The sequence below is a fragment of the Kitasatospora sp. NPDC058243 genome, from assembly GCF_042882025.1.
Lineage (GTDB): Bacteria > Actinomycetota > Actinomycetes > Streptomycetales > Streptomycetaceae > Kitasatospora.
In genome coordinates this window covers 1-26,657 of sequence record NZ_JBHVWW010000066.1, presented here as the reverse complement: position 1 = coordinate 26,657, position 26,657 = coordinate 1, and the positions used below count along the sequence as shown (strand labels likewise).

Sequence of the window (26,657 nt, the reverse complement as noted above, 5' to 3'; positions counted from 1 at the left end):
TCTACTGCTCCTCAGGGGTGCTGACGGGGTCGCCGGAGGCGGTGAGGGTGGTGATCAGGTGGCGCCGCCAGTGGGCGTCGTCGCGCTCGGGGAAGTCCTCGCGCCAGTGGCAGCCGCGGGTCTCCTCGCGCTGCGCGGCGGCCGCGACCAGCGCGGTGGAGACCAGCAGCAGGTTGGCGGCCTCCCAGGTCTCCACCCGCGGGTCGGCGGGCTTCTCCTCGGCGACGTGCGCGTGGGCCTGCTCGGCGAGCAGGGCCAGCCCGGCGGCGGCGCCGGCCATCGAGGCGGCCGAGCGCAGCACGCCGGCGCCGCGCGACATCAGCCGCTGGATCTCGGCGCGCGACTCGGGGGCGGGCAGCGGCACCGGCCGTGCGGCGCGGGCGGCGGCGACGTCCACGGCGCGCTCGGGCAGCGCGCCGTGGCGGTGCCGGTCGGCGAGGTCGGCGGCGATCCGCTCGGCGAAGACCAGGCCCTCCAGCAGCGAGTTGGAGGCCAGCCGGTTGGCGCCGTGCACCCCGGTGCAGGCGACCTCGCCGCAGGCGTACAGGCCGGGGACGCTGGTGCGGCCGTGCCGGTCGGTGCGGATGCCGCCGGAGGCGTAGTGCGCGGCCGGGGCGACCGGGATCGGCTCGGTGACCGGGTCGATGCCGTGCGCGCGGCAGGAGGCGAGGATGGTCGGGAAGCGCTGCTCCCACATCTCGGCGCCGAAGTGCCGCCCGTCCAGGTACATGTGTTCGGCGCCCTGCTCCTGCATGCGCCGGGTGATCGCCTTGGCGACGATGTCGCGCGGGGCCAGTTCGGCCAGCTCGTGCTGCCCGAGCATGAAGCGGGTGCCCTGCGCGTCCACCAGGTGGGCGCCCTCGCCGCGGACCGCCTCGGAGACCAGCGGCTGCTGGCCCTCGGCCTCCGGGCCGAGCCAGAGCACGGTCGGGTGGAACTGGACGAACTCCAGGTCGGTGACGGCGGCGCCGGCCCGCAGGGCGAGCGCCACGCCGTCGCCGGTGGAGACCGCCGGGTTGGTGGTGGCGGAGAAGACCTGGCCCATGCCGCCGGTGGCGAGCACCACCGCGCGGGCCCGGACGGCGCCGACGCCGTCGCGCTGGCCCTCGCCCATCACGTGCAGGGTGAGGCCGGCGGCGTGCCCGTCGGCGTCGGTGAGCAGGTCGAGGACGAGGGCGTGCTCGATCAGCTCGACGCCGGGGTCGCTGCGGACGGCTTCCACCAGGGCTCGCGATATCTCGGCGCCGGTGGCGTCCCCGCCGGCGTGCGCGATCCGGCGGCGGTGGTGGCCGCCCTCGCGGGTGAGCAGGATCTCGCCGTCGGTGCCGCGGTCGAAGGCGGCGCCGACGGCGATCAGCCGGCGGACGGCGTCCGGGCCCTCGGTGACCAGGGTGCGCACGGCCTCCTCGTCACAGATCCCGGCGCCGGCCACCAGGGTGTCGTCCAGGTGCTGCGCGGGGGTGTCGCCCTCGCCCAGGGCGGCCGCGATGCCGCCCTGGGCCCAGCGGGTGGAGCCGTCGTCCAGCATCGCCTTGGTGACCACCATGGTCCGCAGACCGGCCTTGCGGGCGTTGAGGGCGACGGTGAGGCCGGCCACCCCGGAGCCGACCACGACCACGTCGGTGGTGGCGGTCCAGCCGGGGGCCGGGGCGGTGAGGCGGTGCGTGGCGGACATGGCGTCAGTGGCTCCTTCAGCGCGCGGCGGTCGGGGCCGCGCCGTTGCCGTCACCGTACGCCTCGTCGCCGCGGAGCAGTCCGGTGCCCTCCGGGGCCTCGGCGGGGTCGCCGCCCAGGCCGGTGATCCGGTTCCGCTCGTCCACGAAGACGATGCTCGGTGCGTAGCCCTTGGCCTCGGCCGTGTCCATCTGCCCGTAGGCGATGAGTATGACCAGGTCGCCGGGGTGGACCAGGCGGGCGGCGGCGCCGTTGATGCCGATCACGCCGGAGCCGCGCGGGCCGGCGATGGTGTAGGTCTCCAGCCGGGCGCCGTTGTTGATGTCGACGATGTGGACCAGCTCGCCGGGGAGCAGGTCGGCGGCGTCGAGCAGGTCCTCGTCCACCGTGACGGAGCCGACGTAGTGCAGGTCGGCCTGGGTCACGGTGGCCCGGTGGATCTTGGACTTGAGCATGGTGCGGAGCATTGCGGGTCACGCCTCCTGTGAGTGCATGCCTAAAGGGGAGCTCTTACCGAACGGTTCCGTGCTGGGTGGCCGGCTGCCCAGGTCCTGTCCGGCCGGACAGGACCTAGCGGCAGATGACGTGGACGTTGTCGATCAGGCGGGTGGAACCCACCGTCGCGGCGACGGCCAGCACCGCCGCGCCCTGGAAGTCGTCCGCCGCTTCGCTGAAGTCGTGCGGGTCGACCAGGGCGAGGTAGTCGAGGGTGATGCCTTCGGCCGCGTCCAGGACCGCCGAGGCGGCCTCGCGGACGGCCTTCGGGCCCTGGGCGGCGGCGTCCCGGCCGGCGAACAGCGCCTTGGAGAGGGCGAGGGCCTGCTCGCGCTCGTCGGCGGAGAGGTAGCGGTTGCGCGAGGAGCGCGCCAGCCCGTCCTCCTCGCGGGCGGTCGGCACCCCGACCACCTCGACGTCGAAGTCCAGGTCGGCGACCATCCGCTGGATGATCGCGAGCTGCTGCGCGTCCTTCTCGCCGAAGAACGCGAAGTCCGGGTCGGTGATGTGCAGCAGCTTGGCGACGACGGTCAGCACGCCGTCGAAGTGGCCGGGGCGGGTGGCGCCCTCGAAGCGCTCGCCCATCGGGCCGGCCGACAGGCGCACCTGCGGGCGGCCGTTCGGGTACACCTCGTCGACGGAGGGCGCGAACACCACGTCGGCGCCGTTCTCCTCGGCCAGCTTCACGTCCTCGTCCAGGCTGCGCGGGTAGCGCTCCAGGTCCTCGGCCGGGCCGAACTGCAGCGGGTTGACGAAGACCGTCACCGCGACCCGGCCCTCCTGGCCGACCTGCTTGCGGGCGGCCCGGATCAGCGCGGCGTGGCCCTCGTGCAGCGCGCCCATGGTCATCACGACGGCGTTGTCGACCGGGCGCTCGTCCGGCCAGAACGCGGCCTCGAAGTCGTCCACGGTGCGGGTGACGACGGCCCGGTGGACCTTCGGCGCCCGCTGGGGCTTGTTTCGCTGGGCTTTGCCCGCCATTCCTGCACTCCTTCGCTCATTCGGCTGCGCGAGGTTCCGCCGCCTTGTTACGCTCCGTCCCGTGCAGTAACGCACCGGGCAGGGCTTGTCCGTCATGAGGTCGCTCTGGCGACCGAGTGAGAAGCCCCGGCTCAGGCCGGGGAGGAGTCACTAGCGATTCTCCTCGTTGAGAGCATCCAGCACAGCGGCCGCAGAGTCGGTCGCGAGGGTTCCGTTCGCCACCGCCCGCTGCGCGGTGGCGCGGGCCATCGCGCGGTAGGCCGCCGGGATGTCCGGGGACACCGTACTGAGCTGCGCCAGGTGGCGCCGCACGGTGCCCGCGTCGCCCCGGGCGACCGGGCCGGTGAGGGCCGCGTCGCCGGAGCGCAGGCTGTTGTCCAGGGCGGCGCCGAGCAGCGGGCCGAGCAGCCGGCCGGGCTCGGCGACGCCGGCCGTGCGCAGCAGGTCCATCGCCTGCGCGACCAGGGTGACCAGGTGGTTCGCGCCGTGCGCGAGGGCCGTGTGGTAGAGCGGGCGGACCTGCTCCGGCACCCACTCCGGCTCGCCGCCCATCTCCACCACCAGCGCCTCGGCGACCGGCCGCAGCTCCTCGGGGGCGGTCACCCCGAACGGGCAGCCGGCCAGCCGGTCCAGGTCGACGGAGGTGCCGGTGAAGGTCATCGCCGGGTGCAGCGCCAGCGGCAGCGCCCCGGCCCGGGTGGCGGGCTCCAGGATGCCGACGCCGTGCGCGCCGGAGGTGTGCACCAGCAGTTGCCCGGGGCGGACGGCGCCGGTCGCGGTGAGGCCGGCCACCAGGTCGGCCAGCGTGTCGTCCGGCACGGTGAGCAGCACCAGGTCGGCGGCGGCCAGCACCTGCGGCGGGGTGACGATCCGCACCCCCGGCAGCAGTGCCTCGGCGCGGCGGCGGGAGGTGGCGGACACCCCGGAGGCGGCGACCACGGTGTGCCCGGCGAGCTGCAGGGCGGCGCCCAGTGCCGGGCCGACCCGGCCGGTGCCGACCACGCCGACGGCCAGCCGGGCCGGGCGGTTGCCGGGGTCGGCCGGGTCGTCGGGGTAGCTCGGGTGGCGCGGGTCGTTCAGGTGGCTCGGATCGCCGAAGCCGTCGGCGAGCGGGGCGAACCCGCCGTCGGCGGCGTGGTCGGCACTGTCGGACGTGTTCACGGCCCGGCCCTCGTCCTTAGCTCCTCGTTCCGGTCCTCTTCGGGTACCGGACGTACCGGCCCATTCTACGGGCGCTCAGCCGGTCCTCCACGGGGTGCTCCACGGGACGCCCGGGGGGTGCCCGGGGCCGCTCAGTCCGTCGCCCCGGCCCGGATCAGCCCGGCCTCGTAGGCGAGCACCACGGCCTGGACCCGGTCGCGCAGGCCGAGCTTGGCCAGGATCCGGCCGACGTGGGTCTTCACGGTGGCCTCGGAGAGCACCAGCCGGGCCGCGATCTCGCCGTTCGACAGCCCCTGGGCGACCAGCAGGAACACCTCCCGCTCCCGCTCGGTCAGCGGCCCGAGGGCGTCCGAGCCGGGCGCGCTCTGCGGGGTCGGCAGCACCTCGGCGAAGCGGTCGATCATGCGGCGGGTGGTGGTCGGCGCGACCACCGCGTCCCCGCCGTGCACCGCGCGGATCGCGGCCACCAGCTCGGTCGGCGGGACGTCCTTGAGCAGGAAGCCGCTGGCGCCGGCCTTGAGCGCGGCGAAGGCGTACTCGTCCAGGTCGAAGGTGGTCAGGATGAGCACGTGCGGGGCGTTGGGCACGGGGCTGCCGTCCTCGGCCAGGCAGATCCGGCGGGTGGTCTGCACCCCGTCCAGGCGCGGCATCCGCACGTCCATCAGGATCACGTCCACCTGGGTGTGCCGCAGCTCCTCCAGGGCCCGGGCGCCGTCGCCGGCCTCGGCGACGATCTCGATGTCGCCCTGCGACTGCAGGATCATCCGGAAGCCGGTGCGCAGCAGTTCCTGGTCGTCGACGAGCATCACGCGGATGGTCAAGGTGGCTCCTTCAGGGGGCGTCGGGGGGACCGGGGGGTTAGTGGGCCGCCTTGAGCGGCAGGATGGCGCGGATCCGGAAGCCGCCGCCGGGGCGGGGGCCCACGTCGAGGCTGCCGCTGACCATGCCGACCCGCTCGCGCATGCCGATCAGGCCGTGGCCGAGGCCGTCCGTGCCGCCGACGGCCAGTTGCTCGTCGGTGCTGCCTCGGCCGTCGTCCTCGACCAGGACGGCCAGCTCGCGCTCGCCGAAGTCGACCGCGACCCGGGCGTGCACGTCGGGGCCGCCGTGCTTGCGGACGTTGGTCAGCGCCTCCTGGACGATCCGGTAGACCGTCAGCTCGACGCCGCGCGGCAGCTCGCGCGGATGCCCGGAGGTCGCGTAGTCCACCTGCAGCCCGGCCGTGCGGACCTGCTCCAGCAGCTCCGGCAGCTCCTCGACGCCGGGCTGCGGCACGTACTCCTCGGCGGTGTCGGCGGTGCGCAGCACGCCCAGCAGGCGGCGCATCTCGACCAGCGCCTGCCGGCCGGTGGACGCGATCGTGCCGAGCGCCTCCTTCGCCTGCTGCGGCGAGTTGTCGAGCACGTACGCGGCGCCGTCGGCCTGGACGATCATCACCGAGACGTTGTGTGCGACCACGTCGTGCAGCTCGCGGGCGATCCGGGCGCGCTCGGCGGCCACCGCCACCTTGGACTGGGCGTCCCGCTCGCGCTCCAGCCGGGCGGCGCGGTCCTCCAGCTCGGTCAGGTAGGCGCGGCGCACCCTGGTCAGCCGGCCCCATGCCCAGCACAGGATGAACGGGGTGCTCATCAGCAGCGTGATCAGCGCCGCCTCGCCGAAGGAGTACGGGCGGGTGTGGTAGTCCCCGGCGCCGTTGGCGACCGTCTTCAGCGGGTGGAGCTGCCAGAACACCAGGGGCCCGGCGGCCAGCCCGGCGACCAGTGCCAGCCGGGACGTCCACTTCTGGCCGAAGGCGGCGCCGGTGTACGCGAACACCAGGTAGGCGAGGGAGGAGGCGGCCGGGAGGACGTCGGCGGCCACCTGGCCGAGGCCGAGGCCGGTGGCGGCTGCCACGGTGACGTCGGGGAAGCGTCGGCGGAAGACCATCAGCGCGGGCAGCAGCACCGCGATCAGGATCTGTGCGTCGAAGCGCCAGCCGTCGCTGAAACTGTCGTTCGGCAGCAGGCCGACGAAGAGCACCATCGCAGCCCAGGCGGCGTCGACCACCACGGGGTGACGGCGGAGCCAGGCGTTGAGTCGATGCACGTCTCCAGCCTAGGCAGTCACCTGGCGTGTTCAGGTCCGCCGGTAGGGCGATCCGTCCTACTCCGTAGGTCGGAGACGCACCGTACCGGTGGGGAGGGCGCGCCCGGCTGCGGGTAGCGTCCCGCGCTATGACTTGGATGCGGTGGGCGCCCGCCATGGAGCAGGCCCTGTACGACCCGGACGGCGGCTTCTACCGCAGGTCGGAGGGCCCGGCCGGGCACTTCCGCACCTCGGTGCACGCCTCGCCGCGGTTCGCCCGCGCGGTGGCCCGGCTGCTGCTGGAGGTTGACGCCGCCCTAGGCCGTCCGGAGGAGCTGGCCCTCGTCGACGTCGGGGCCGGGCGCGGTGAACTGCTCACCGGGGTGCTGGCCGAACTGCCCGGCGAGGTGCTGGCGCGGCTGCGCCCGTACGGCGTGGAGATCGCGCGGCGCCCGGCGGACCTGCCGTCCACAGCCCTGTGGACGGACGAGGTGCCGCGCGGCGTCACCGGGCTGCTGTTCGCCAACGAATGGCTGGACAACGTGCCGCTGGACGTCGGCGAGGTCGACGACGGCGGGGTGCTGCGCTACCGGGAGGTGGACACCGCGACCGGCGGGGAGCGGCTCGGCGGGCCCGCCTCGGCGGCCGACGCGGCCTGGGCCGAGCGCTGGTGGCCGGTCGGGCACCCCGGGGACTCCGTGGAGTTCGGCGGTACCCGGGACGCCGCCTGGGCGCGGGCCGTCGCCGGGCTGGAGCGCGGCCTGGCCGTCGCCGTCGACTACGGGCACACCGCCGACCGGCGCCCGCTGTTCGGCACCCTGACCGGCTTCCGGGGCGGCCGCGAGGTTTCGCCGGTGCCGGACGGCTCCTGCGACGTCACCGCGCACGTTGCTCTGGACTCCGTCGCCGCACCTGGTCTCCACAGCCTGTGGACAACCCAGCGGGACGCCCTGCGCGCCCTCGGCGTGAGCGGTGCCCGGCCGCCGCTCGCGCTCGCCTCCAGCGACCCGGCCGGCTACCTGCGGGCGCTCGGCGGGGCCGGCGAGGGCGCCGAACTGACCGACCCGGCCGGGCTCGGCGCGTTCGGCTGGCTCGCCCAGGCCGTCCGCATGCCGGTACCGGAGGCCCTGGCCGCCCTGCCGGGGTGGCAGACTCTGACCCCATGAGGGAGACCACGGTCGGCATCGGGGCGGGAGCCGAGAACTTCACCGGCGAGGCGGGCACCACCGACATGGTGCTCAACATCGGCCCGCAGCACCCCGCCACGCACGGCGTGCTGCGGCTGCGGCTGGTGCTCGACGGCGAGCGGATCATCACCGCCGAGCCGGTGATCGGCTACATGCACCGGGGCGCGGAGAAACTGTTCGAGGCCCGCGACTACCGGCAGATCATCATGCTGGCCAACCGGCACGACTGGCTCTCCGCCTTCGGCAACGAGCTCGGCGTCGTCCTCGGCGTCGAGCGGATGCTCGGCATGGAGGTCCCCGAGCGGGCGGTGTGGATCCGCACCCTGCTCGCCGAACTCAACCGGGTGCTCAACCACCTGATGTTCCTCGGCTCCTACCCGCTGGAACTCGGCGGCATCACCCCGATCTTCCACGCCTTCACCGGCCGCGAGGACCTCCAGCACGTCCTGGAGGAGGCCTCCGGCGGGCGCATGCACTACATGTTCAACCGGGTCGGCGGCCTCAAGGAGGACCTCCCGGCCGGCTGGCTCGGCCGCGTCCGCACCGCCGTCGCCACCGTCCGCTCCCAGCTGCCGGTCTTCGAGGACCTCGTCCTCGGCAACGAGATCTTCCGCGCCCGCACCGCCGGCGTCGGCATCCTCACCCGGGCCCAGGCCCAGGCGTACGGCGTCAGCGGCCCGATCGCCCGCGCCAGCGGCCTCGACCTCGACCTGCGCCGCGACGAGCCCTACCTCGCGTACGACTCCGACGAGCTGCGGCAGGTGCTCACCGTGGTCACCCGCGAGGAGGGCGACTGCCTGGCCCGGTTCGAGTGCCTGCTGGAGCAGACCCTCAACTCGCTGGACCTCGCCGTCGCCTGCCTCGACAAGATCGCCACCCTGCCGCCCGGCCCGATCAACCAGCGGCTGCCCAAGGTGCTCAAGGCCCCCGAGGGCAGCACCTACTCCTGGACCGAGAACCCGCTCGGCATCAACGGCTACTACCTGGTCTCGCGCGGCGACAAGACGCCGTGGCGGCTCAAGCTGCGCTCGGCGTCCTTCAACAACGTCCAGGCGCTGACCGAGCTGCTGCCCGGGACGCTGGTCGCGGACATGGTGGCGATCCTCGGGTCGATGTTCTTCGTCGTCGGGGACATCGACAAGTAGGGCCCGGCCCTTCGCGGGCCGGGCCTGCGCAGGTCCCGTGCTTTTCGGGCCCGGTGCTTCCCGGGCTCAGCCCTTCTTCGGCCGCTTGGCCGGGTCGGCCGGGTGCGGGGCCACCTTGCGGTCGCCCTTGGTGGCGATCCGCTCCGCGCACAGGCCGGCCAGCACGTCGTACGCCGCCTTGCCCATCAACTCGGTCAGCTCGGGGCGGTAGCTGACGTACACCGGGTCCGGCCCCTGGTGCGCCGCCGGGCTGCCGGTGCACCACCAGTGCAGGTCGTGGCCGCCCGGGCCCCAGCCGCGGCGGTCGTACTCGCCGATCGAGACCTGGAGGTAGCGGGTGTCGTCCGGCCGGTCGATCCAGTCGTAGGTGCGGCGGACCGGCAGCTGCCAGCAGACGTCCGGCTTCGTCTCCAGCGGCTCCCGGCCCTCCTTGAGCGCCAGCGCGTGCAGCGCGCAGCCGGCGCCGCCCGCGAAGCCGGGGCTGTTCACGAAGATGCACGCCCCGCCGACCCGGCGGGTCTGGCGGTCGCCGTCCTCGTCGAGCATGGTGATGCCGCCGTCGGACGTGATCCGGCCCGCGGCGTCGGTGCCGTGCGCGAAGTTCTCCCACAGCTCGGGCGTCAGCCGCGCCGCGTGGCCGAGGACGCGCTTCTCGTCGTCCTCGTCCGAGTAGTGCGCGCCCAGCGTGCAGCAGCCGTCCGACTCGCCGCGGCCCTCGCGGATGCCGTGGCAGCCCTGGCCGAAGACGCAACCCCAGCGGGAGGTCAGCCAGGTGAGGTCACAGCGGAACACCTGCTCCTCGTCGTCGGGGTCGGCGAACTCGACCCAGGCGCGCGGGAAGTCGAGCGGGACCTCGTCACGGGGGATCCCGCCGAGCGGGCTCTCGCCGCGCAGGGTCGGCATCGCCAGGTCGACGGGGGCGGGGGAGGCCTTGGACTTCTTCTTGGACGTTTCTGCTGGTGCCACCCGGCAAGGGTAGAGCCTTCGGGCCGGCCGGCCGGGACCCGTCCGGGTGATCCGGGGTGCGTCGTGGCGTCGGCGAGGGCCGGCCGACCGCAGGCTGGAGGGAACCGGGCGCCACTGTCGGGTTGTCAGATCAGTTTGATGATCTCGCGTCGACCCGTATTGGATGCCCTGGAACACCCCGGATCACCACTGGAGCACCGAGCCGTGACCGCCTCGCCCCGCGCCGCCCACACGGCCGTCCTCGCCGCCCTCGCGGTCCTGGCCGCCGGGTGCGCCTCCGCGCCCGCGCTGCGGGCCCGGACGGCCGCCGCCGCTCCGCCGTGCGACGCCCCGGTGGTGATCGGTCACCGGGGTGCCCCGCGCAACGCCCCCGAGAACACCATGGCCTCCTTCGAAACCGCCCTCGACCAGGGCGCCGACTGGCTGGAGACCGACGTCCAGACCACCAGGGACGGCGTCCCGGTGCTGATGCACGACCCCACGGTGGACCGCACCACCAACGGCAAGGGCGCCGTCGCCGACCTCACCGCCGCCCAGATCGCCGCCCTGGGAGTGACCGTCGGCCCCGGCCCCACTGAGCCCGTCCCCACCCTCCAGGAACTGCTCAAGCGCCTCTCCGACAGCAACGCCACCCTGCTGATGGAGATCAAGTGGCAGCGCGCCGAGGACGTCACCCGGATCGCCCGGATCGCCGCCGCCAGCGGTGCCAGGGTCGTCCTCTACTCGTTCTCGGCGGAGCACCTGCGCCAGGCCCACGCCGCCGCGCCCGCCCTGCCGGTCGTGCTGATCCAGGGCTCCGCGATCGCCGAGGACCCGGGCGACCTGCCGCTGCGCGGCATCGCCCTGGACGCGGCGCTGGCCAGCGCCTCCCGGATCGCCGCCGAGCGCAAGGCGGGCCGCGAGGTGTACGTCTGGACGCTCGACGACGAGGAGTCCTGGCAGCTGATGTCGGCCCGGGACGCGGACGGCCTGATCACGGACACCCCGGGCCGGGCCCGCCGCTGGGTGGACACCAACTGCCGCCCCGAGCGCCGGGCCGGACCGCGCGGCCACTGAGGGCGTCCGGTCGCCGGAGGCGGGGTACGGGCGGGACCAGTGTGAAGACGGTCGAGACCGGTTTCGTCCGGGGCCGGATCGCGTAGCGTGGAGAGTTATGCGACTCGGTGTACTCGACGTAGGTTCCAACACCGTCCACTTCCTCGTGGTGGACGCCCATCCGGGTGCCGCCCCGCTGCCCGCGTACTCGCACAAGGCCGAGCTGCGGCTGGCCGAACTGCTCGACGACGACGGCGCGATAAGCGAGGCAGGCGTCGAGCGGCTGGTCGGCCACATCGCCTCGTCGCTGCGGGTCGCGGAGGACAAGGGCGTCGTCGACATCCTGCCGTTCGCCACCTCCGCCGTCCGGGAGGCCGCCAACGGCGAGGAGGTGCTGCGCCGGGTCGCCACGGAGACCGGGGTGGAGCTGCGGGTGCTGTCCGGGCAGGACGAGGCCCGGCTCACCTTCCTGGCCGTCCGGCGCTGGTTCGGCTGGTCCTCGGGCCGACTGCTCAACCTGGACATCGGCGGCGGCTCGCTGGAGATCGCCTGCGGTCAGGACGAGCAGCCCGACGTCGCCTGCTCGCTGCCGCTGGGCGCCGGCCGGCTCACCGCCCGCTGGCTGCCCGGCGACATCGCCGACCCGGACGGGCTGCGCGGGCTGAGACGCCACATCCGGGCCGAGATGGCCACCGTCGTGGGCGAGGTCGCCCGGCTCGGCGCGCCGCAGCACGCCGTCGCCACCTCCAAGACCTTCAAGCAGCTGGCCCGGATGACCGGCGCCGCCCCCGCCGACGCCGGCCCGTACGCCGACCGCCGGCTCACCCGCAGCGGGCTGTCCGCCTGGCTGCCGCGACTGTCCTCGATGACCGTCGAGGAACGGGCGCGGATCCCCGGCGTCTCCGAGGGCCGCGCCAAGCAGCTGCTGGCCGGGGCACTGGTCGCGGACGCCGCGATGGACCTGTTCGGCCTCGACGAGCTGGACGTCTGCCCGTGGGCGCTGCGCGAGGGCATCATCCTGCGCCGCCTGGACGCCATGGACGGCGCCGCCGACCGCCGCCGCCCGGCCCTCACCCCGTAGGGCCCGCGCGCCGCAGGGCTCCACACCGTGGGCCCCATGGCCCGTCCGGCGGCTCCCGCCGGGGCCGGCCGGGGATCCGGTCCCGTTCGGAGCGCGGTCCGCTTACGCTGTCTCCCGTGGCGCAACCAGCGGGTGAGGACGGGACGCGGGAGGGCCGCGCTCCCGGGGACGGGCAGCCGCGGCCGGACGGCCCGCGCCGCAAACTCGGCAAGGCCGTCAAGGGTGCCACCGGGGCGCAGGCCGCGAAGGCCGTCGAGGCGGCCCGGCGCACCGGGCGCAAGAGCGCGGCGCGCAAGGCCGCCGAGCAGCCGCCCGCGCCCGAGGCGAAGAGGCCCGCGGGGGACACGTCCGAGGCGAAGCAGCCTGCCGGGGCGAAGCCCGACGCGCGGAAGTCCGGGACGCGGAAGGCCGCCGCGACGGCCGCCCCCCGGGAGACCCGCACCGCCCGGGCCGCCGGCGCTGCCAAGGCCGCCGTCCAGTCGGTGCGCTCGGTCAAGGCCGCCCGGCGCGACGCCGCCCGCCCGCCGCTGCTGCGCACCACCGACCGGCTGGTGCTGCCCTCGCACCCGGCCCTGCACATCCCCGACACCAAGGTGGTCCTGTCCACCGCGTCGGTGTACCCGGCGGGCACCGCCGTCGCCTTCGAGCTGGCCGCCAAGCTCGGCTACGACGGGGTCGAGGTGATGGTCTGGAACGACCCGGTCAGCCAGGACATCGACGCCCTGCGCCGGCTCTCCGACGCCCACCAGCTGCCGATCCTGGCCGTGCACGCGCCCTGCCTGCTGATCACCCAGCGGGTGTGGACCACCGACCCGTGGACCAAGCTGGTCCGGGCCCGGTCGGCGGCCGAGAAGCTCGGCGCGAGCGCCGTCGTGGTCCATCCGCCGTTCCGCTGGCAGCGCCAGTACGCCCGGGACTTCGTGACGGGCATCAACCGGATGGCGGGCGAGACCGACGTCCGCTTCGCGGTGGAGAACATGTATCCGTGGCGCTACCGCGACCGCGAGGTGCTGGCCTACGCGCCGGGCTGGGACGTCACCGACGAGGAGTACCGGCACTTCACCATCGACCTCTCGCACGTCGCCACCTCCCGGATCGACGCGTTCGCCATGGTCGAGCGGATGGGCGACCGGCTCGCCCACATCCACCTCGCCGACGGCAGCGGCTCCGGCAAGGACGAACACCTGATCCCGGGCCGCGGCAAGCAGCCCTGTGCCGAACTGCTGGAGCACCTGGCCCGTACCGGTTTCGACGGCCACGTGGTGCTGGAGGTCAACACCCGCCGCTCCGCGTCCCCCGCCGAACGCGAGGCCGACCTGGCCGAGGCGCTCGCCTTCACCCGCTTGCACCTGGCCACCCCCTCGCGCGTACGCTGAGGAGCCGCGCCCGGCTGGGTGCTAACTTCCTTGGGTAGGGGGAGAGATGACGGATCAACAGGGCTTCCGGGAGATCGCCGAGAGCTTCGGCGGGGTTGCCGCCGAGTACGACCGGGGCCGCCCCGGCTACCCGGACGGGCTGTTCGAGGCGCTGGAGCGGTTGTCCGGCCGCAGCCTCAAGGGCGCCCGGGTGCTGGACATCGGCGCCGGCACCGGCATCGCCACCCGGCTGCTGGCCGCGCGCGGCGCCGACGTCGTCGCGGTGGAGCCCAACGCGGGCATGGCCGCCCAGTTCCTGGCCTCCTCGCCGGGCCTGCCGCTGGTCAGGGCCGGCGGTGACGAACTGCCGTTCCACGACGACTCCGCGGACCTGATCAGCTACGCCCAGTCCTTCCACTGGACCCGCACCGAACGGGCCATCCCCGAGGCGATCCGGGTGCTGCGGCCCGGCGGCGCCCTCGCCGTCTGGTGGAACGTGCACGACGAGACCGTGCCCTGGGTCCGGGCCCGGGTGGAGCGGCTGAGCGCCGCGCTGCCCAACTACCACGGCTACGGCCGGGTCGCCGAGTTCACCGCCCTCCTCGCCCCGGCCGGGCTGACGGTCGAACGCGCGGTGCTGCGCTGGGAGCGGCGGGCCACCGTCGACCACGTGCTCGACGACCTGGTCTCCCGCTCGTTCATGGCCGCGCTGTCCCCCGCCGAGCGCGAACCGGTGCTGGCCGTCGAGCGGCAGGCGATGATCGCCGAGTTCCCCGACGGCTGGGTGGTCGAGCCCTACGTCCTGGAGCTGGCGGTGGGCATCACCCCGGTCTGACCTGCACCTTGCCCGACCCACACCCCGCCTGACCCGCACCCCGCCCGGAACACGCCGCGCCCGGACGGCCCGCCCGCGTGCCCGCATCGCGGACGGACCGTCCGCCGCCTGGACGGCGGGCGTAGGCTCGGTAGCCACAGCGGCCCCCGCATCCTCCTACCGGCGGGGCGCCGGCGAGAGCCCCGAAGGAGTGGAGCACAGTGCCCGAGCTGAGGTCCCGTACGGTCACCCACGGTCGCAACATGGCAGGCGCCCGGGCGCTTCTCCGGGCCGCCGGCGTAGCCCGCGAGGACTTCGGCAAGCCGATCATCGCGGTCGCCAACTCCTTCACCGAGTTCGTCCCGGGCCACACCCACCTCCAGCCGGTCGGCCGGATCGTCTCCGAGGCGATCAAGCAGGCGGGCGGCATCCCGCGCGAGTTCAACACCATCGCCGTGGACGACGGCATCGCGATGGGCCACGGCGGCATGCTCTACTCGCTGCCCTCGCGCGACCTGATCGCCGACTCGGTCGAGTACATGGTCAACGCGCACTGCGCCGACGCGCTGATCTGCATCTCCAACTGCGACAAGATCACCCCGGGCATGCTGATGGCCGCGCTGCGCCTGAACATCCCGACCGTCTTCGTCTCCGGCGGCCCGATGGAGGCCGGCAAGGCCACCCTCGTCGACGGCACCGTGCGCAGGCTCGACCTGATCGACGCGATCTCCCAGGCGGCCAACGAGAACGTCTCCGACGAGGACATCGCGATCATCGAGGAGAACGCCTGCCCCACCTGCGGCTCGTGCTCCGGCATGTTCACCGCCAACTCGATGAACTGCCTCACCGAGGCCATCGGCCTCTCGCTGCCCGGCAACGGCTCCGTCCTCGCCACCCACACCGCCCGCAAGGCCCTGTACGAGCGGGCCGGGCGGGCGGTCGTCGAGATCGCCGACCGCCACTACGGCCAGGACGACGCCTCGGTGCTGCCCCGCGCGATCGCCACCCGCGCCGCCTTCGAGAACGCGATGGCCCTGGACATCGCCATGGGCGGCTCGACCAACACCATCCTGCACCTGCTCGCCGCCGCCCAGGAGGCCGAGCTGGACTTCGACCTGCGGGCCATCGACGCCGTCTCCCGCCGGGTGCCCTGCCTGTCCAAGGTCGCGCCCAACGGCTCGTACTACATGGAGGACGTGCACCGGGCCGGCGGCGTCCCCGCCATCCTCGGCGAGCTGTACCGCGGCGGAATGCTCAACGAGGACGTCCACACCGTCCACTCCGACTCGCTCGCCGAGTGGCTCAAGACCTGGGACGTGCGCGGCGGTTCGCCCTCCGCCGAGGCCGTCGAACTGTGGCACGCCGCCCCCGGCTGCGTCCGCTCCGCCGAGGCCTTCTCGCAGTCCGAGCGCTGGGAGTCGCTGGACACCGACGCCGCCAAGGGCTGCATCCGCAGCGTCGAGCACGCCTACTCGGTCGAGGGCGGCCTCGCCGTCCTGCACGGCAACCTCGCCGAGGACGGCTGCATCGTGAAGACCGCCGGCGTCGACGAGTCGATCTGGACCTTCAGCGGCCCGGCCGTGGTCGTCGAGTCCCAGGACGACGCCGTCGAGGCGATCCTCGCCAAGCGGGTCAAGGAGGGCGACGTCGTCGTCATCCGCTACGAGGGCCCCAAGGGCGGCCCGGGCATGCAGGAGATGCTCTACCCGACGTCCTTCCTCAAGGGCCGCGGCCTCGGCAAGGCCTGCGCGCTGGTCACCGACGGCCGCTTCTCCGGCGGCACCTCCGGCCTGTCCATCGGCCACGCCTCCCCGGAGGCCGCCTCCGGCGGCACCATCGCCCTGGTCGAGGACGGCGACACGATCGCCATCGACATCCCCGGCCGGAGCATCTCCCTGGAGGTGCCCGACGAGGTCCTGGCCGAGCGCCGCCGCGCCCTGGAGGCCGCGGGCGGCTACCGCCCGAAGAACCGCGACCGCCAGGTCAGCCAGGCCCTGCGCGCCTACGCCGCGATGGCCACCTCCGCCGACAAGGGCGCCGTCCGCGACGTCACCAAGCTCGGCTGAGCCCCGCGGCACCGCAGCACCGCAGGAGCCGTCCCGCAGGCCGGGGCGGCTCCTCGCGCGTTGGGTGATAATCGACCCCGTGAGCGAGCAGCCCCCCACCCCCGCACCCAAGCCCGCCGGCGCCCCCGAGCCGGAGCCGATCCGCTGGTTCGGCACCAGCTGGGTGAACCGGGACAACGGCTACTGGCTGCGCCGCGTCGCCGTGTCGGCCGGTGCGCTGGTCACGACCGCCGTCGCCGTCCTGCTGCTGCGCTTCGGGGTCGAGGGCGTCGCCCTCTCCGACGGCGGCGGCTTCCTGAACGGGCTGCTGACGGCCGCGATCGCGGTCTGCTCGATGATGTGCGTCATGCGCACCTGGAAGGTCCTCACCGAGGGCAAGGACCAGCTGAGCGGCTGGATGGCCGAGGACAAGTCGCTCGGCGCGGTCTGGCTCATCGGCGGCGCCGGCAGCCTGGCCGCCTACTTCGCCCGCAGCCTGGTCGAGGCCCCCGGCGAGGCGGTCAGGCGCTCCTCGTATGAGCGGGCCGTCGCCCAGTACGAGAAGCGCCAGGCGGGCCGCAGCGGCCGGCCCGGCACCAAGGCGCCGGGCCGGGGCAAGCGCCGGGGCTGAGCCTCAGAGGCGGCTGGCCGCGCCGCACTCGTCGCGGGTCGACAGGTCCTTGCGGCGGTCGTACGGGTCGGTCGTGGGGCCGGTCGGACGGCTGCCCGGGGCGTCCGGCGACTGCGCCGCGAACTGGTCGAACTCCGGGTGGTAGTAGCCGTCGTAGACGTCACAGGACGAGTTGGCGGACTCCGACCCGCCGCCCTCGCCGAACACGAGCTTCTTCGGGTTGACCCGGTAGCGGGCCGGGTCGTAGAAGCGGAAGTTCTCGACCCGGCGCACGATCGTGCGCGTGGTCCAGGTGTCCCCGGCCACGTCGGCCGTCGGCACCAGCAGACCCACCGGCTTGGCCGTGCCGTCCTTCGGCGCGGCCGGCTTCGTCGGCGGCTGCCCGCCCGTCGGCGGCTGGGGTGACGCGGCGCGCTTGGCGGCGTCCGGGCCGGGGCGCATCGCGTACACGTAGCTGAAGTCGGCGTGGACGAGGAGGCCCTTGTCCCCGTCGCCCTCGAAGGTGATCCGGCCCTGCACCTTGACCGTGTCGCCCACCTGGACGGCCTCGCGCTGGTCGAAGCGGCTGAACCAGGTGGTCGGGTCGGTGTCCTTGGCGGGGTTGGCCAGCGCGTTGATCGCGCGGTCCCGGTCCTCCCGGTCCAGCAGCGCCAGGGCGGCTTCCGGCCGGCCGCCCGCGATCACCTGCGGGTCCAGGTTGGCGGCGGTCAGGTAGTCCTTGACCAACTGCAGCTGGGCGCCGACCTGTTCGGCGGAGAACACGCCGGTGGCCCGGGTGTCGGGCAGGACGAAGGCCTCCGCGCCGTTCGGCCAGCCCTCGGCGACGGAACCGGCCCACGGGTGGTCCACGGTCGGCTGCTGCTCGTCGACCTTCGGCGGCGCGGCGGTCGGCTGGGCCGTCTCCGGGGCGACGGTGGGCACGGGGGTGTGGGCGTTCGAGGAGCCCCCGCCGTAGTGGTCGGAGTACCAGCTGCGCAGCCCGTCGAGGTTCAGGGCCGCGAGCAGCACCGCGATGGTCAGCACGACGTACAGCGGCGCGCGCCAGTCCAGCCGGCGGCGGCGCGGGCGCGGGTTGCCCCAGGGGTCGGTCACCGGGGGCTTCGGCGTGCGGCCGAACCGGCGGCCGGCCTTGGCCGGGCCGTCGTTGACCGAGCGGCGGCCGCCCGGGTCGACCGGCGGGGTGTGCTTCCATCGGGCGGCCAGCATCCGGGTGCGCCCGGACTGCTCGGTGACGGCGGCCCCCTTGACGAACTCCTCGTCCAGGACGAGGTCGGCGAACGGGTCCTTCTCACCCGCTCCGGACGGGTCGGACCCGCCCGGCTCACGGCCCTCGGCGGGGCGCGGTTGTGGATCTTCGGCTATCGGCATCGCGCCAGTATGCCGACGGGGTGTGACGATTCGTCGATCGGGGGCACACCTTGTGGTGAACTCGTGCGCGGGCGCGGCGATCCGTCCCGGCCTGTGCCGTTCCGGCCGGGTCCGGGCGAGTCCGGGCCGCCCTGTGGGGGCGTCAGTCCTTGGTGCGGGCCTGCTTCACCGACCCCACGATCCCGGCGACGGCCAGCAGGATGCCGGCCGGCAGCAGCGCCAGGAAGAACGCGCCGAACAGGCCCGCGTCCCCGAGCAGCAGCTGCGCCAGCATGTCCAGCACCAGCAGCCCGCCGGCCGCCGGGAGGGCCGACTGCCACGGGTGGTCGTTCGCCCAGCGGCGCAGCCGCCGTTCGGAGGTGTCGCGGCGCAGCTGCCCGCCGACGGTGCCGACCAGGAAGAAGAAGAACAGGGCCCAGCCGGCCGGCCCGGCCAGCATGCCCAGTGACCAGTGCCCGGAGATCGCGTCGATCCCCAGGGCGGTCGCACCCACCACCGCACCGACCCCCGCGGCCGTCCGCCACGGTCCCACGGTCGCCGAGGCGACGGCGAGTTGCCGGTTCTCACGTCGGGACATTTCGTCGTGTGCCATGACTCCACGGTGCTCCCGCGCGGCGCCGGAGGCCATAGGGGAAACCCCCGAGATTCTCCCTAGGGACGAGGTCGGGCAATTCGTCGCCGACCACGGGCTGGACGGTCCCGGCGGGTGCCCCCGCGCGGTGCGAGGATGGCCGCAGTACCGAGGTAAGGAGCGGCCATGGGCGCCAGCGCAGCACACGGACAGAAGATCGCCTTCCTGGGCACGGGCAAGATCGGCGAGGCCCTGCTCTCCGGCCTGCTGCGGGCCGGCAAGGACCCGGCGGACGTCCTGGTGACCGCCCGCCGCCCCGAGCGCGCCGCCGAACTCGCCGCCCGCTACGGCGTGGTGGCCGCCTCCAACGCCGAGGCCGCCAAGCTCGCCGACACCCTGATCCTCGCCGTCAAGCCGCAGGACATGGGCACCCTGCTGGAGGAGCTGGCCCCGCACGTCGGCGCGGACCGGCTGGTGATCTCGGCCGCGGCCGGCATCCCCACCGCCTGGTTCGAGGAGCGGCTGGCGGCCGGCACCCCGGTGGTCCGGGTGATGCCCAACACGCCGGTCCTGGTGGACGAGGGGATGAGCGTCATCTCCGGCGGCTCGCACGCCACCGAGGAGCACCTGGAGCGGGCCGAGGAGATCTTCAGCTCGGTCGGCAAGGCGCTGCGGCTGCCCGAGGCCCAGCAGGACGCGGCCACCGCGCTCTCCGGCTCCGGCCCGGCCTACTTCTACTTCCTGGTCGAGGCGATGACCGACGCCGGCATCCTGCTCGGCCTGCCCCGGCAGGTGGCGCACGACCTGATCGTGCAGTCCGCGATCGGCGCCTCGGTGATGCTGCGCGACTCCGGCGAGCACCCGGTGAAGCTGCGCGAGGCCGTCACCTCCCCGGCCGGCACCACGATCGCGGCCATCCGCGAGCTGGAGAACCACGGGGTGCGGGCCGCGCTGCTGGGCGCCCTGGAGGCGGCCCGGGACCGCTCCCGGGAGCTCGCCTCCGGGGGCAAGTAGCCGACTGGGTAGGCTCGACGGCATGGCCTACGACCTGGTGATCTTCGACAACGACGGTGTCCTGGTGGACAGCGAGCCGCTCTCCAACCGGGTGCTGGCCGCGTACCTGACCGAACTCGGCTACCCGACCACGGTCGAGGACTCCTACCGGGACTTCATGGGCTGCGCCGCCCACCGCATCCACGACGTGATCGCCGAGCGGCACGACGGCGCGACGCTGCCGGAGGGCTTCGACGAGCTGTTCCACGGCCGGGTCTTCGACGCGTTCGGCACCGAGCTGACGGCCGTCCGGGGTGCGGAGCTGCTGCTGAAGGAACTGCGTCAGCGCTCCGTCCCCTACTGCCTGGCCTCCTCGGCGCACCACGTGTGGATCCGCACCGCGCTGGACGTCACCGGCCTGCGCGGGTACGTCGCCGAGGAGCGGATCTTCAGCGCCCAGGACGTCGGCGTGGGCAAGCCCGCGCCGGACCTCTTCCTGCACGCCGCCCGCACCCTCGGCGTCGACCCGGCCCGCTGCCTGGTCGTCGAGGACAGCCCCAACGGCGTGCTGGCGGCCCGGGCTGCGGGCATGGACGTGTACGGCTACACCGCGCTCACCGACCCGGCGAAGCTGACCGCCGCCGGGGCCACCGGGCTGATCGCCGACCTCTCCGAGGTCACCGCCCTGCTCTGACCCTCCCTGTTCCGACCCGTTCCGCTCTGACCCGTCCTGTCCCGACCCGTTCCGCGCGGCCTTGTGCCCGACGGCGGAAAGTCCCTGCGCGACCCCTCCCGCAATCGCGGTCCACCGCCTACGCTCTCGCCAACATCGTCGTACCGGCCAGTAGCGAGGTCCGTCATGAGTGCCGCGTCACCCGCGATCCCGCCCGGCCTGCGCGCCGGGCGGGCCGCGCTCGCCGTCAGCTTCCTGCTCCAGGGCACCACCTTCGCGCTGCTGGTCACCTGCATTCCGGAGATCCAGCACCGGTACGGGCTGAGCGACGCGCTGCTGCCGCTGTTCCTGGCCGCGGTGCCGATCCTCGCCGGGGTCGGCTCGATCACCTCCGAGCAGCTGGTGAAGCGCACCGGCGCGCGGGCCGTGCTGCGGGTCGTCCAGCCGCTGGTCTGCCTCAGCCTCGCGGGCGCCGGCCTCGGCGACACGCTCTGGCAACTCGCCTTCGCGCTCGGGGCGTTCGGCCTGCTGGTGGGCGCGCTCGACGCGAGCATGAACATGCTGGGGGTGGGCCTGCAGCACCGCTACGGCCGCTCGATCATGATCGGCTTCCACGCCGCGTTCAGCCTCGGCGGCATCCTCGGGGCGGCCCTCGCCGGCCTCGGCTCGCACTACGACCTCGGCCTGCCAGTGCTGTTCGGCACGGCCGCGGCGGTGATCGCCCCGCTGGCCCTGCTGACCGGCACCCGATTCGCCGGACCGGCCGAACTCGGGGACGCCGTACGGGAGGCCGCCGAGGCCGCCGCGCGGTCCATCCCCTGGCGGCCGCTGCTGCCGCTGTGCCTGGCGATGGCCTTCGCGTACATCGCCGACGCCTCGGTCTCCAACTACAGCGTCAAGTACCTCACCGACGGCCTGGGCAGCGCCGCGGACGTCGCCAAGCTGTCCTACCTCGGCTACATGGTCGCGATGCTGCTGGGCCGCGCGCTGGGCGACCGCGCCGTGCAGCGCTGGGGCGCCGTCCCGGTGGTCCGGGCCGGTGCCGGGCTGGCCGCGCTCGGCTTCGCGCTGGCCGCCGCCGCGCCCACCGCCTGGGTGGGGATCGCCGGTTTCACCGTGCTCGGCTTCGGCATCTGCGCGATCATCCCGCAGGTGTTCGCGGCCGGGGGCCGGCTGTTCCCGGCCGACTCGGACGCCGCGGTGGCCCGGCTGAACCTCTTCAACTACGTGGGCTTCCTGATCGGTTCGCCGCTGGTCGGGACGATCGCCGACGCGAGTTCGTACCGCTGGGCGCTGCTCGCCCCGATGCTGCTGGTGCTCGCCGTCCTGCCGCTGGCCGAGCGCTTCGCCCCGGCCCCGGCGCTCGCCCCCGCCAGGGTGTGACGGGGGCGAGCTGGGGCGGGGAGGGAGGTCAGCCGATCACGGTGGCCAGCTCGGGCAGGCCGTTGGCCCACAGCTGGTCCTTGATGCCACCACCCGACTGGTAGTACTCGTAGTAGACGTACGGTGCCCAGTTCAGGGTGTACGGCCCGGTCCAGGTCGGGGCCGAGGTGATCTGGACGGTGACCGCGACGGTGCGGGTCTCGCCCGGGGCGATCGGCGCCCGGAAGTGGAAGTTCGCGTTGTTCCCGCTGACGGCGCAGTCGGTGGAGTCACCGGAGCACCCGGTGACCGTGAACGCGCCGGTCTGCTGGTTGGCCGGCCAGATCGGCTGGATGTACTCGTAGGCGAAGTAGATGTCGGTGGTCTCGGTGTTGGTGAGCGAGAGCGTCAGGGTCAGCTGGTCGCCCGGCGCCGCCGTCTTCTTGTCGACGGCGAACGAGCTGCCGCTGACCGCGGCGGAGGCCGGCTGGGCGGCAAAGAGCAGGCCAAGTCCCAGTAATGCAGCGAGAATTACCCCAAGGCGTTGCGCGCTGAATGGCTTCATGGCGGAGAGGATATGAAGTCGTGAAGGTTTTGTCTGTAGGGCCTCCGCGGGGGCCCTGAGCCCCGCCCCCGGCGCGCCCTGGACAAGGCCCGGCCACCCCCACCCGCTACGGTGGAGGCCATGCCCGACGCCGAGCGTGACACCCCCTGCGGCCTGCACCTCTTCTGGGACGAGGCCGTCACCGCCTACGACTTCGGCCCCGGCCACCCGATGGACCCGACCCGGCTGGCGCTCACCATGCGCCTGGTCGAGGCCCTCGGACTGGACGCCGGGCCCGGGGTGACGGTGCGGGCCGCACCGCCCGCCGGCGAGTCCACCCTGCGGCTGGTGCACACCCGGGAGTACGTCGAGGCGGTCAAATACGCCGCCGCCCACCCCGACGAGTCGGATCCCCGGCACGGGCTCGGCACCGACGACAACTGGGCTTTCCCCGCGATCCATTCGGCCTCCGCGCTGATCGCCGGTCAGTCCGTCGCCGCCGCCGAGGCGGTCTGGCGCGGGGAGACCCCGCACGCGGTGAACTTCGCCGGCGGGCTGCACCACGCGATGCCCGCCAAGGCCTCGGGCTTCTGCGTCTACAACGACCCGGCGCTGGCCGTCGCCCGGCTGCTCGAACTCGGCGCCGAGCGGGTCGCCTACGTCGACGTGGACGTCCACCACGGGGACGGCGTCCAGCAGGCCTTCTGGAACGACCCCAGGGTGCTCACGATCTCGCTCCACGAGCACCCCGCCACGCTCTTCCCGCAGACCGGCTGGCCCACCGAGACCGGCGGCCCGGACGCCCCCGGCTCCGCCGCCAACCTGCCGCTGCCGGCCGGCACCGGCGACGCCGGCTGGCTGCGCGCCTTCCACGCCGTGGTGCCCGAACTGCTCACCGCCTTCCGCCCGCAGGTCCTGGTCACCCAGCACGGTGCTGACACCCACCTGGAGGACCCGCTCGCCCACCTCGCCGTCACGCTGGACGCCCAGCGGATGATCGCCGAGGAACTGCACGACCTCGCCCACCAGCTCACCGGCGGCCGCTGGATCGCCACCGGCGGGGGCGGCTACGCCGTCGTGGACGTCGTCCCGCGCACCTGGACCCACCTGGTCGCCACCGCCGCCGGACGGCCCGTCGACCCGGCCACCGAGACCCCCGACTCCTGGCGCGCCGAGGTCTACCGCCGCACCCGTCGGCCCGCCCCGCTGCGGATGACCGACGGCGCCCGACCGGTCTGGCGCGACTTCGACGCGGGTTACGATCCGGCCGACCGACTCGATCAGGCCATCCTCGCCAGCCGCCGCGCGGTGTTCCCCCACCTCGGACTCCTGGCCTGAGACCGGCCTCCCGGCCCAGGTGCGGGTGGGCCGTGCGTATGCCCGCTCCCGCGTTCCGCCGAGTGACTACGTACTGCAACAGTCCTATCTCTCACCGTACGAGGACCGCACCTCCCCTCTTCCCACTGGTACCACCCATAACTACTCTGGGGATACACGTGTGCCGGTGGAGTCACCGGAGGGGAAGCCGGTGCCTTGCACACGGGTGAAGGGTCGGGTGATGGTCATGAGTTCCGGCGAACGCCCCTTGCAGGAAGTCGTCTTCCTGACCGTGGCGGAGGTTGCCTCGGTCATGCGGGTGTCGAAGATGACGGTGTACCGGTTGGTGCACAGCGGAGAGCTGCCGGCCATCAGGGTCGGGCGGTCCTTCCGGGTGCCCCAGCAGGCGGTGCACGAGTACCTCAAGGAGTCCTACGTGAGGCTTGAGAGCGCGTAGTTCCGGGTGGGCGGGGGTGGGGCCGCAGCTGCGGATCCCACCCCCGTTCGCCGGGGATTCCCCGCGAGTTTCCCGGTCACCGGGAGCACGATTACGGCCCAGGGCCCGTGGACGGTAGGCTAGGCCGTCCGTCAGTCGTATGGACTCCGTCTCTCACGGGCGCGAGTCTCAGTGAGCGAGGGTTGTTCCGTGGGCTCTGTCATCAAGAAGCGTCGCAAGCGTATGGCCAAGAAGAAGCACCGCAAGCTTCTGAAGAGGACCAGGGTCCAGCGTCGCAACAAGAAGTAACGCCTGAGCCTGCGCTTCGGCCCCGCCCAGGCGGGGGTTATTCGCGGACTCGCGTACAACGGCGCAGGAAGAAGTAGTGCGCCCCGCCTTGGCGGGGTTCAGGCGTTCCACCGCCCGCCCAGGCCTCGGCCTTGGCGGGCGGTGTCGTTTCACGGCCCGGCAGGGCGGCGCGGTACGGTGCACGCAGGCCGCTCGGGCCGAGGGAATGGGGTGCACACCGTGGGCGTGGTCGTGCTCGTCACCGGCGTGGCACGCCATCTCGGTGCCCGCTTCGCCGCCGAGGTCCGCCGCCGTCCGGGCGTGGACCTGGTGGTCGGCGTGGACGTGCAGCCGCCCCGGCTGCCGGTCGAGGAGCCGGACGGACCGGCCGCCGAGTACCGCTTCCACCAGCTCGACCTGCGCCGCCCGGCGGTCTCCCGGGTGATCGCCGAGCACCGGGTCGACACCGTGGTCCACCTCAGCGTCAGCGCCACCGGCCTGGGCTCCACCAACCGCTCCGCGGTGAAGGAGTCCAACGTCATCGGCACCATGCAGCTGCTCGGCGCCTGCCAGAAGGCGCCCGGGGTGCGCCGGTTGGTGGTGAAGTCGACCACCGGCGTCTACGGCTCCGCGCCCCGCGACCCGGCGGTGTTCACCGAGCGCATCCAGCCGAAGAACCCGCCCGGCGGCGGCTTCGCCAAGGACGCGGCGGAGGTCGAGGGCTACGTCCGCGGCTTCGCCCGGCGCCGCCCGGACGTCGCGGTGACGGTCCTGCGCTTCGCCAACATCGTCGGCCCCGCCGCGGACACCCCGCTCAGCGAGTACTTCGCGCTGCCCGTGCTGCCGACCGTCCTCGGCTACGACCCCCGGCTGCAGTTCGTGCACGAGGACGACGCCGTCGCGGTGCTCTGCCGGGCCGCCGCCGAGGCCGAACCGGGCACCGTCAACACCGGGACCTTCAACGTGGCCGGGGAGGGCGTCCTGCTGCTCTCCCAGTGCGCCCGCCGGCTCGGCCGGCCGACCGTGCCGCTGCTGCTGCCCGCGGTCAGCTGGATGGCCGGGCTGGCCCGGCAGACCCGGCTGCTGGACGTCTCGCCGGAGCAGCTGCGGCTGCTCACCCACGGCCGGGTGGTGGACACCACGCGACTGCGCGAGACGCTCGGCTACCGCCCGGCGTTCACCACCCCGGAGGCCTTCGCCGACTTCGCCGCCGCGCAGGGGTCCGGCCTGCTGCCGCCCGAGCGGCTGGCCGCCGTCACCGACCGGCTGGCCGCCCTGCTCGGCCCGGTGCGGGCCCCGGCCGCCGGCGTCCCCACCGTCCGTACCGACCGCCCCCGCCGACCCAGGAGCTGAACCCGCGATGAGTGCCGCAGCCGAGAACGCGCCGGGCGAGGCCAGGGTCATCCCGATCGAGTCCGCCCCCAGCTGGACCTCGCCCGACGACCCCGGGCCCGCCGACCGGCCAGCCGACCGGCTCGCCGACGCCGTCGGCGGGGCGCTGTCCGGGCAGCTCGGTTCGGCGGCCACCCGGTTGTTCGGCAAGGGCTGGGAGGGCCGGGCCGCGGACGGGCTGGCCTTCCTGCGCCGCCGGATCACCGGCGACTACGAGGTGGACGAGTTCGGCTTCGACCGGGAGCTCACCGAGGAGGTGCTGCTCGCCCTGCTGCGCCCGTTGTCCGAGAAGTACTTCCGGATCGAGGTCCAGGGCGTCGAGAACATCCCGGCCGAGGGCGGCGCGCTGATCGTCGCCAACCACTCCGGGACGATCCCGCTGGACGCCCTGATGACCCAGGTCGCCATCCACGACCACCACCCGCACCACCGGCACCTGCGGATGCTCGCCGCCGACCTGGTGTTCGTGCTGCCGGGCGTCAACGAGCTGGCCCGCAAGGCCGGCCACACGCTGGCCTGCAACGAGGACGCCCAGGCGCTGCTGGAGCGCGGCGAGGTGGTCGGGGTCTGGCCGGAGGGCTTCAAGGGCATCGGCAAGCCGTTCGCCGAGCGGTACAAGCTCCAGCGCTTCGGGCGCGGCGGCTTCGTCTCCTCGGCGTTGCGCGCGAAGGTGCCGATCGTGCCGTGCTCGATCGTCGGCGCCGAGGAGACCTACCCGATGATCGGCAACGTGAAGACGCTGGCCCGGCTGCTGGGCCTGCCGTACGTGCCGATCACGCCGACCTTCCCGTGGCTGGGGCCGCTGGGCGTGCTGCCGCTGCCGACCAAGTGGACCATCCGGTTCGGGGAGCCGATCGCCACCGACGGGTACCCGGCGGAGGCGGCGGACGACCCGATGCTGGTCTTCGACCTGGCCGACGAGGTGCGCGAGACGATCCAGCACACGCTCTACAAGCTGCTGGTGCAGCGCCGGTCGGTGTTCTTCTAGGGCGTGTCTTCAAACTCCCGTCGTCCGCCCGGAGGGCGGGCGTGGCGGCGTTGGGGTGCGTGCATCGCAAGGCGGAGGAGGGAGTCCATGC

26 protein-coding genes are annotated in these 26,657 nt (G+C 73.8%); 16 read left to right on the top strand and 10 right to left on the bottom strand.

What is annotated here, in order from left to right; genetic code table 11:
* Window position 1: 1 nt before the first annotated feature.
* The 6 genes from ACFVX9_RS31800 to ACFVX9_RS31775 form a co-directional block, all read right to left on the bottom strand.
* On the bottom strand, window positions 2-1,675 hold the full coding sequence (locus ACFVX9_RS31800; RefSeq protein WP_387984829.1) for an L-aspartate oxidase: 1,674 nt from the start codon (window positions 1,673-1,675) through the stop codon (window positions 2-4).
* 16 nt (window positions 1,676-1,691) lie between these two features.
* Window positions 1,692-2,141 carry an aspartate 1-decarboxylase gene (panD, locus tag ACFVX9_RS31795; RefSeq protein ID WP_380375893.1) on the bottom strand — a complete coding sequence of 150 codons (450 nt, stop codon included), beginning with the start codon at window positions 2,139-2,141 and terminating at the stop codon, window positions 1,692-1,694.
* A gap of 103 nt (window positions 2,142-2,244) precedes the next feature.
* Window positions 2,245-3,150 (bottom strand): pantoate--beta-alanine ligase, encoded by a 906-nt coding sequence (panC, locus tag ACFVX9_RS31790; RefSeq protein ID WP_380486283.1) that lies wholly within the window; start codon window positions 3,148-3,150, stop codon window positions 2,245-2,247.
* A 150-nt stretch (window positions 3,151-3,300) separates the two neighbouring features.
* Window positions 3,301-4,230 (bottom strand): Rossmann-like and DUF2520 domain-containing protein, encoded by a 930-nt coding sequence (locus ACFVX9_RS31785; protein WP_387984849.1) that lies wholly within the window; start codon window positions 4,228-4,230, stop codon window positions 3,301-3,303.
* A 212-nt stretch (window positions 4,231-4,442) separates the two neighbouring features.
* Window positions 4,443-5,132 (bottom strand): response regulator transcription factor, encoded by a 690-nt coding sequence (locus ACFVX9_RS31780; protein WP_063348833.1) that lies wholly within the window; start codon window positions 5,130-5,132, stop codon window positions 4,443-4,445.
* Between the two features lie 37 nt (window positions 5,133-5,169).
* Window positions 5,170-6,396 carry a sensor histidine kinase gene (locus ACFVX9_RS31775; RefSeq protein WP_380375895.1) on the bottom strand — a complete coding sequence of 409 codons (1,227 nt, stop codon included), beginning with the start codon at window positions 6,394-6,396 and terminating at the stop codon, window positions 5,170-5,172.
* Between the two features lie 128 nt (window positions 6,397-6,524).
* On the opposite strand from ACFVX9_RS31775, the gene ACFVX9_RS31770 reads away from it, so the two are divergent.
* Together ACFVX9_RS31770 and ACFVX9_RS31765 are read left to right on the top strand one after the other, a co-directional pair.
* Complete coding sequence (locus ACFVX9_RS31770; protein WP_380486281.1) at window positions 6,525-7,541, top strand: SAM-dependent methyltransferase; 1,017 nt, start codon at window positions 6,525-6,527, stop codon at window positions 7,539-7,541.
* A complete protein-coding gene (locus ACFVX9_RS31765) occupies window positions 7,538-8,707 on the top strand; it encodes an NADH-quinone oxidoreductase subunit D (RefSeq protein WP_380375899.1) in 1,170 nt (389 codons plus the stop codon). The genes ACFVX9_RS31770 and ACFVX9_RS31765 overlap by 4 nt, the downstream gene beginning before the upstream one ends.
* A gap of 66 nt (window positions 8,708-8,773) precedes the next feature.
* On the opposite strand, the gene ACFVX9_RS31760 is transcribed toward ACFVX9_RS31765, so the two are convergent.
* Window positions 8,774-9,610, bottom strand: a complete 837-nt coding sequence (locus ACFVX9_RS31760; RefSeq protein WP_063348837.1) for a hypothetical protein — start codon at window positions 9,608-9,610, stop codon at window positions 8,774-8,776.
* Window positions 9,611-9,877: 267 nt separating this feature from the next.
* On the opposite strand from ACFVX9_RS31760, the gene ACFVX9_RS31755 reads away from it, so the two are divergent.
* The 6 genes from ACFVX9_RS31755 to ACFVX9_RS31730 all read left to right on the top strand — a co-directional run bounded on the left by ACFVX9_RS31755 (window position 9,878) and on the right by ACFVX9_RS31730 (window position 16,634).
* Window positions 9,878-10,729, top strand: a complete 852-nt coding sequence (locus tag ACFVX9_RS31755) for a glycerophosphodiester phosphodiesterase (RefSeq protein WP_380375901.1) — start codon at window positions 9,878-9,880, stop codon at window positions 10,727-10,729.
* A 97-nt stretch (window positions 10,730-10,826) separates the two neighbouring features.
* Complete coding sequence (locus ACFVX9_RS31750) at window positions 10,827-11,789, top strand: Ppx/GppA family phosphatase (RefSeq protein ID WP_380375902.1); 963 nt, start codon at window positions 10,827-10,829, stop codon at window positions 11,787-11,789.
* A 548-nt stretch (window positions 11,790-12,337) separates the two neighbouring features.
* On the top strand, window positions 12,338-13,165 hold the full coding sequence (locus ACFVX9_RS31745) for a sugar phosphate isomerase/epimerase family protein (RefSeq protein WP_380486301.1): 828 nt from the start codon (window positions 12,338-12,340) through the stop codon (window positions 13,163-13,165).
* A gap of 46 nt (window positions 13,166-13,211) precedes the next feature.
* Window positions 13,212-13,979, top strand: a complete 768-nt coding sequence (locus ACFVX9_RS31740) for a class I SAM-dependent methyltransferase (RefSeq protein ID WP_380486279.1) — start codon at window positions 13,212-13,214, stop codon at window positions 13,977-13,979.
* Window positions 13,980-14,179: 200 nt separating this feature from the next.
* Window positions 14,180-16,024, top strand: a complete 1,845-nt coding sequence (gene ilvD, locus ACFVX9_RS31735) for a dihydroxy-acid dehydratase (protein ID WP_380375906.1) — start codon at window positions 14,180-14,182, stop codon at window positions 16,022-16,024.
* Window positions 16,025-16,103: 79 nt separating this feature from the next.
* On the top strand, window positions 16,104-16,634 hold the full coding sequence (locus tag ACFVX9_RS31730) for a hypothetical protein (protein WP_380375907.1): 531 nt from the start codon (window positions 16,104-16,106) through the stop codon (window positions 16,632-16,634).
* Between the two features lie 3 nt (window positions 16,635-16,637).
* Here the strand turns inward: ACFVX9_RS31730 and ACFVX9_RS31725 are convergent, their stop codons facing one another.
* Together ACFVX9_RS31725 and ACFVX9_RS31720 are read right to left on the bottom strand one after the other, a co-directional pair.
* Window positions 16,638-18,002, bottom strand: a complete 1,365-nt coding sequence (locus ACFVX9_RS31725; RefSeq protein WP_387984821.1) for a hypothetical protein — start codon at window positions 18,000-18,002, stop codon at window positions 16,638-16,640.
* Between the two features lie 142 nt (window positions 18,003-18,144).
* Entirely contained in the window at window positions 18,145-18,594 is a 450-nt protein-coding gene (locus tag ACFVX9_RS31720; protein ID WP_159398487.1) for a hypothetical protein, read from the bottom strand.
* Window positions 18,595-18,759: 165 nt separating this feature from the next.
* On the opposite strand from ACFVX9_RS31720, the gene proC reads away from it, so the two are divergent.
* From proC to ACFVX9_RS31705, 3 genes are all read left to right on the top strand, one after another.
* Window positions 18,760-19,587 (top strand): pyrroline-5-carboxylate reductase, encoded by an 828-nt coding sequence (gene proC, locus ACFVX9_RS31715; RefSeq protein WP_063348845.1) that lies wholly within the window; start codon window positions 18,760-18,762, stop codon window positions 19,585-19,587.
* Between the two features lie 22 nt (window positions 19,588-19,609).
* Window positions 19,610-20,260 (top strand): HAD family hydrolase, encoded by a 651-nt coding sequence (locus tag ACFVX9_RS31710; protein WP_387984818.1) that lies wholly within the window; start codon window positions 19,610-19,612, stop codon window positions 20,258-20,260.
* 165 nt (window positions 20,261-20,425) lie between these two features.
* Window positions 20,426-21,622, top strand: coding sequence for an MFS transporter (locus ACFVX9_RS31705; RefSeq protein ID WP_380490801.1), 1,197 nt, complete (start codon window positions 20,426-20,428; stop codon window positions 21,620-21,622).
* 28 nt (window positions 21,623-21,650) lie between these two features.
* Here ACFVX9_RS31705 and ACFVX9_RS31700 read toward each other — a convergent pair whose 3' ends face one another.
* On the bottom strand, window positions 21,651-22,166 hold the full coding sequence (locus ACFVX9_RS31700) for a hypothetical protein (protein WP_380375915.1): 516 nt from the start codon (window positions 22,164-22,166) through the stop codon (window positions 21,651-21,653).
* 120 nt (window positions 22,167-22,286) lie between these two features.
* Between ACFVX9_RS31700 and ACFVX9_RS31695 the strand changes: the two genes are divergently transcribed.
* From ACFVX9_RS31695 to ACFVX9_RS31675, 5 genes are all read left to right on the top strand, one after another.
* The gene (locus ACFVX9_RS31695; RefSeq protein ID WP_387984815.1) at window positions 22,287-23,483 is read left to right on the top strand and encodes an acetoin utilization protein AcuC; all 1,197 of its coding nucleotides are present in this window, start codon (window positions 22,287-22,289) and stop codon (window positions 23,481-23,483) included.
* Between the two features lie 226 nt (window positions 23,484-23,709).
* The gene (locus ACFVX9_RS31690) at window positions 23,710-23,919 is read left to right on the top strand and encodes a helix-turn-helix domain-containing protein (protein WP_063351305.1); all 210 of its coding nucleotides are present in this window, start codon (window positions 23,710-23,712) and stop codon (window positions 23,917-23,919) included.
* Between the two features lie 189 nt (window positions 23,920-24,108).
* Window positions 24,109-24,207: a 30S ribosomal protein bS22 gene (locus tag ACFVX9_RS31685; RefSeq protein WP_003948845.1), complete on the top strand. Its 99-nt coding sequence runs from the start codon at window positions 24,109-24,111 to the stop codon at window positions 24,205-24,207.
* A gap of 219 nt (window positions 24,208-24,426) precedes the next feature.
* Window positions 24,427-25,539: an NAD-dependent epimerase/dehydratase family protein gene (locus ACFVX9_RS31680; RefSeq protein WP_063351306.1), complete on the top strand. Its 1,113-nt coding sequence runs from the start codon at window positions 24,427-24,429 to the stop codon at window positions 25,537-25,539.
* 7 nt (window positions 25,540-25,546) lie between these two features.
* On the top strand, window positions 25,547-26,566 hold the full coding sequence (locus ACFVX9_RS31675) for a lysophospholipid acyltransferase family protein (RefSeq protein WP_063348850.1): 1,020 nt from the start codon (window positions 25,547-25,549) through the stop codon (window positions 26,564-26,566).
* Window positions 26,567-26,657 lie beyond the last annotated feature (91 nt).

What these genes read in the sequence shown, in the direction of transcription:
- ACFVX9_RS31800 (WP_387984829.1), bottom strand. Translation starts at nt 1,675, where the DNA reads ATGTCCGCCACGCACCGCCTCACCGCCCCGGCCCCCGGCTGGACCGCC.
- panD (WP_380375893.1), bottom strand. Translation starts at nt 2,141, where the DNA reads ATGCTCCGCACCATGCTCAAGTCCAAGATCCACCGGGCCACCGTGACC.
- panC (WP_380486283.1), bottom strand. Translation starts at nt 3,150, where the DNA reads ATGGCGGGCAAAGCCCAGCGAAACAAGCCCCAGCGGGCGCCGAAGGTC.
- ACFVX9_RS31770 (WP_380486281.1), top strand. Translation starts at nt 6,525, where the DNA reads ATGACTTGGATGCGGTGGGCGCCCGCCATGGAGCAGGCCCTGTACGAC.
- ACFVX9_RS31765 (WP_380375899.1), top strand. Translation starts at nt 7,538, where the DNA reads ATGAGGGAGACCACGGTCGGCATCGGGGCGGGAGCCGAGAACTTCACC.
- ACFVX9_RS31760 (WP_063348837.1), bottom strand. Translation starts at nt 9,610, where the DNA reads ATGCCGACCCTGCGCGGCGAGAGCCCGCTCGGCGGGATCCCCCGTGAC.
- ACFVX9_RS31750 (WP_380375902.1), top strand. Translation starts at nt 10,827, where the DNA reads ATGCGACTCGGTGTACTCGACGTAGGTTCCAACACCGTCCACTTCCTC.
- ACFVX9_RS31740 (WP_380486279.1), top strand. Translation starts at nt 13,212, where the DNA reads ATGACGGATCAACAGGGCTTCCGGGAGATCGCCGAGAGCTTCGGCGGG.
- ACFVX9_RS31725 (WP_387984821.1), bottom strand. Translation starts at nt 18,002, where the DNA reads ATGCCGATAGCCGAAGATCCACAACCGCGCCCCGCCGAGGGCCGTGAG.
- ACFVX9_RS31720 (WP_159398487.1), bottom strand. Translation starts at nt 18,594, where the DNA reads ATGGCACACGACGAAATGTCCCGACGTGAGAACCGGCAACTCGCCGTC.
- proC (WP_063348845.1), top strand. Translation starts at nt 18,760, where the DNA reads ATGGGCGCCAGCGCAGCACACGGACAGAAGATCGCCTTCCTGGGCACG.
- ACFVX9_RS31710 (WP_387984818.1), top strand. Translation starts at nt 19,610, where the DNA reads ATGGCCTACGACCTGGTGATCTTCGACAACGACGGTGTCCTGGTGGAC.
- ACFVX9_RS31705 (WP_380490801.1), top strand. Translation starts at nt 20,426, where the DNA reads ATGAGTGCCGCGTCACCCGCGATCCCGCCCGGCCTGCGCGCCGGGCGG.
- ACFVX9_RS31700 (WP_380375915.1), bottom strand. Translation starts at nt 22,166, where the DNA reads ATGAAGCCATTCAGCGCGCAACGCCTTGGGGTAATTCTCGCTGCATTA.
- ACFVX9_RS31695 (WP_387984815.1), top strand. Translation starts at nt 22,287, where the DNA reads ATGCCCGACGCCGAGCGTGACACCCCCTGCGGCCTGCACCTCTTCTGG.
- ACFVX9_RS31690 (WP_063351305.1), top strand. Translation starts at nt 23,710, where the DNA reads ATGAGTTCCGGCGAACGCCCCTTGCAGGAAGTCGTCTTCCTGACCGTG.
- ACFVX9_RS31675 (WP_063348850.1), top strand. Translation starts at nt 25,547, where the DNA reads ATGAGTGCCGCAGCCGAGAACGCGCCGGGCGAGGCCAGGGTCATCCCG.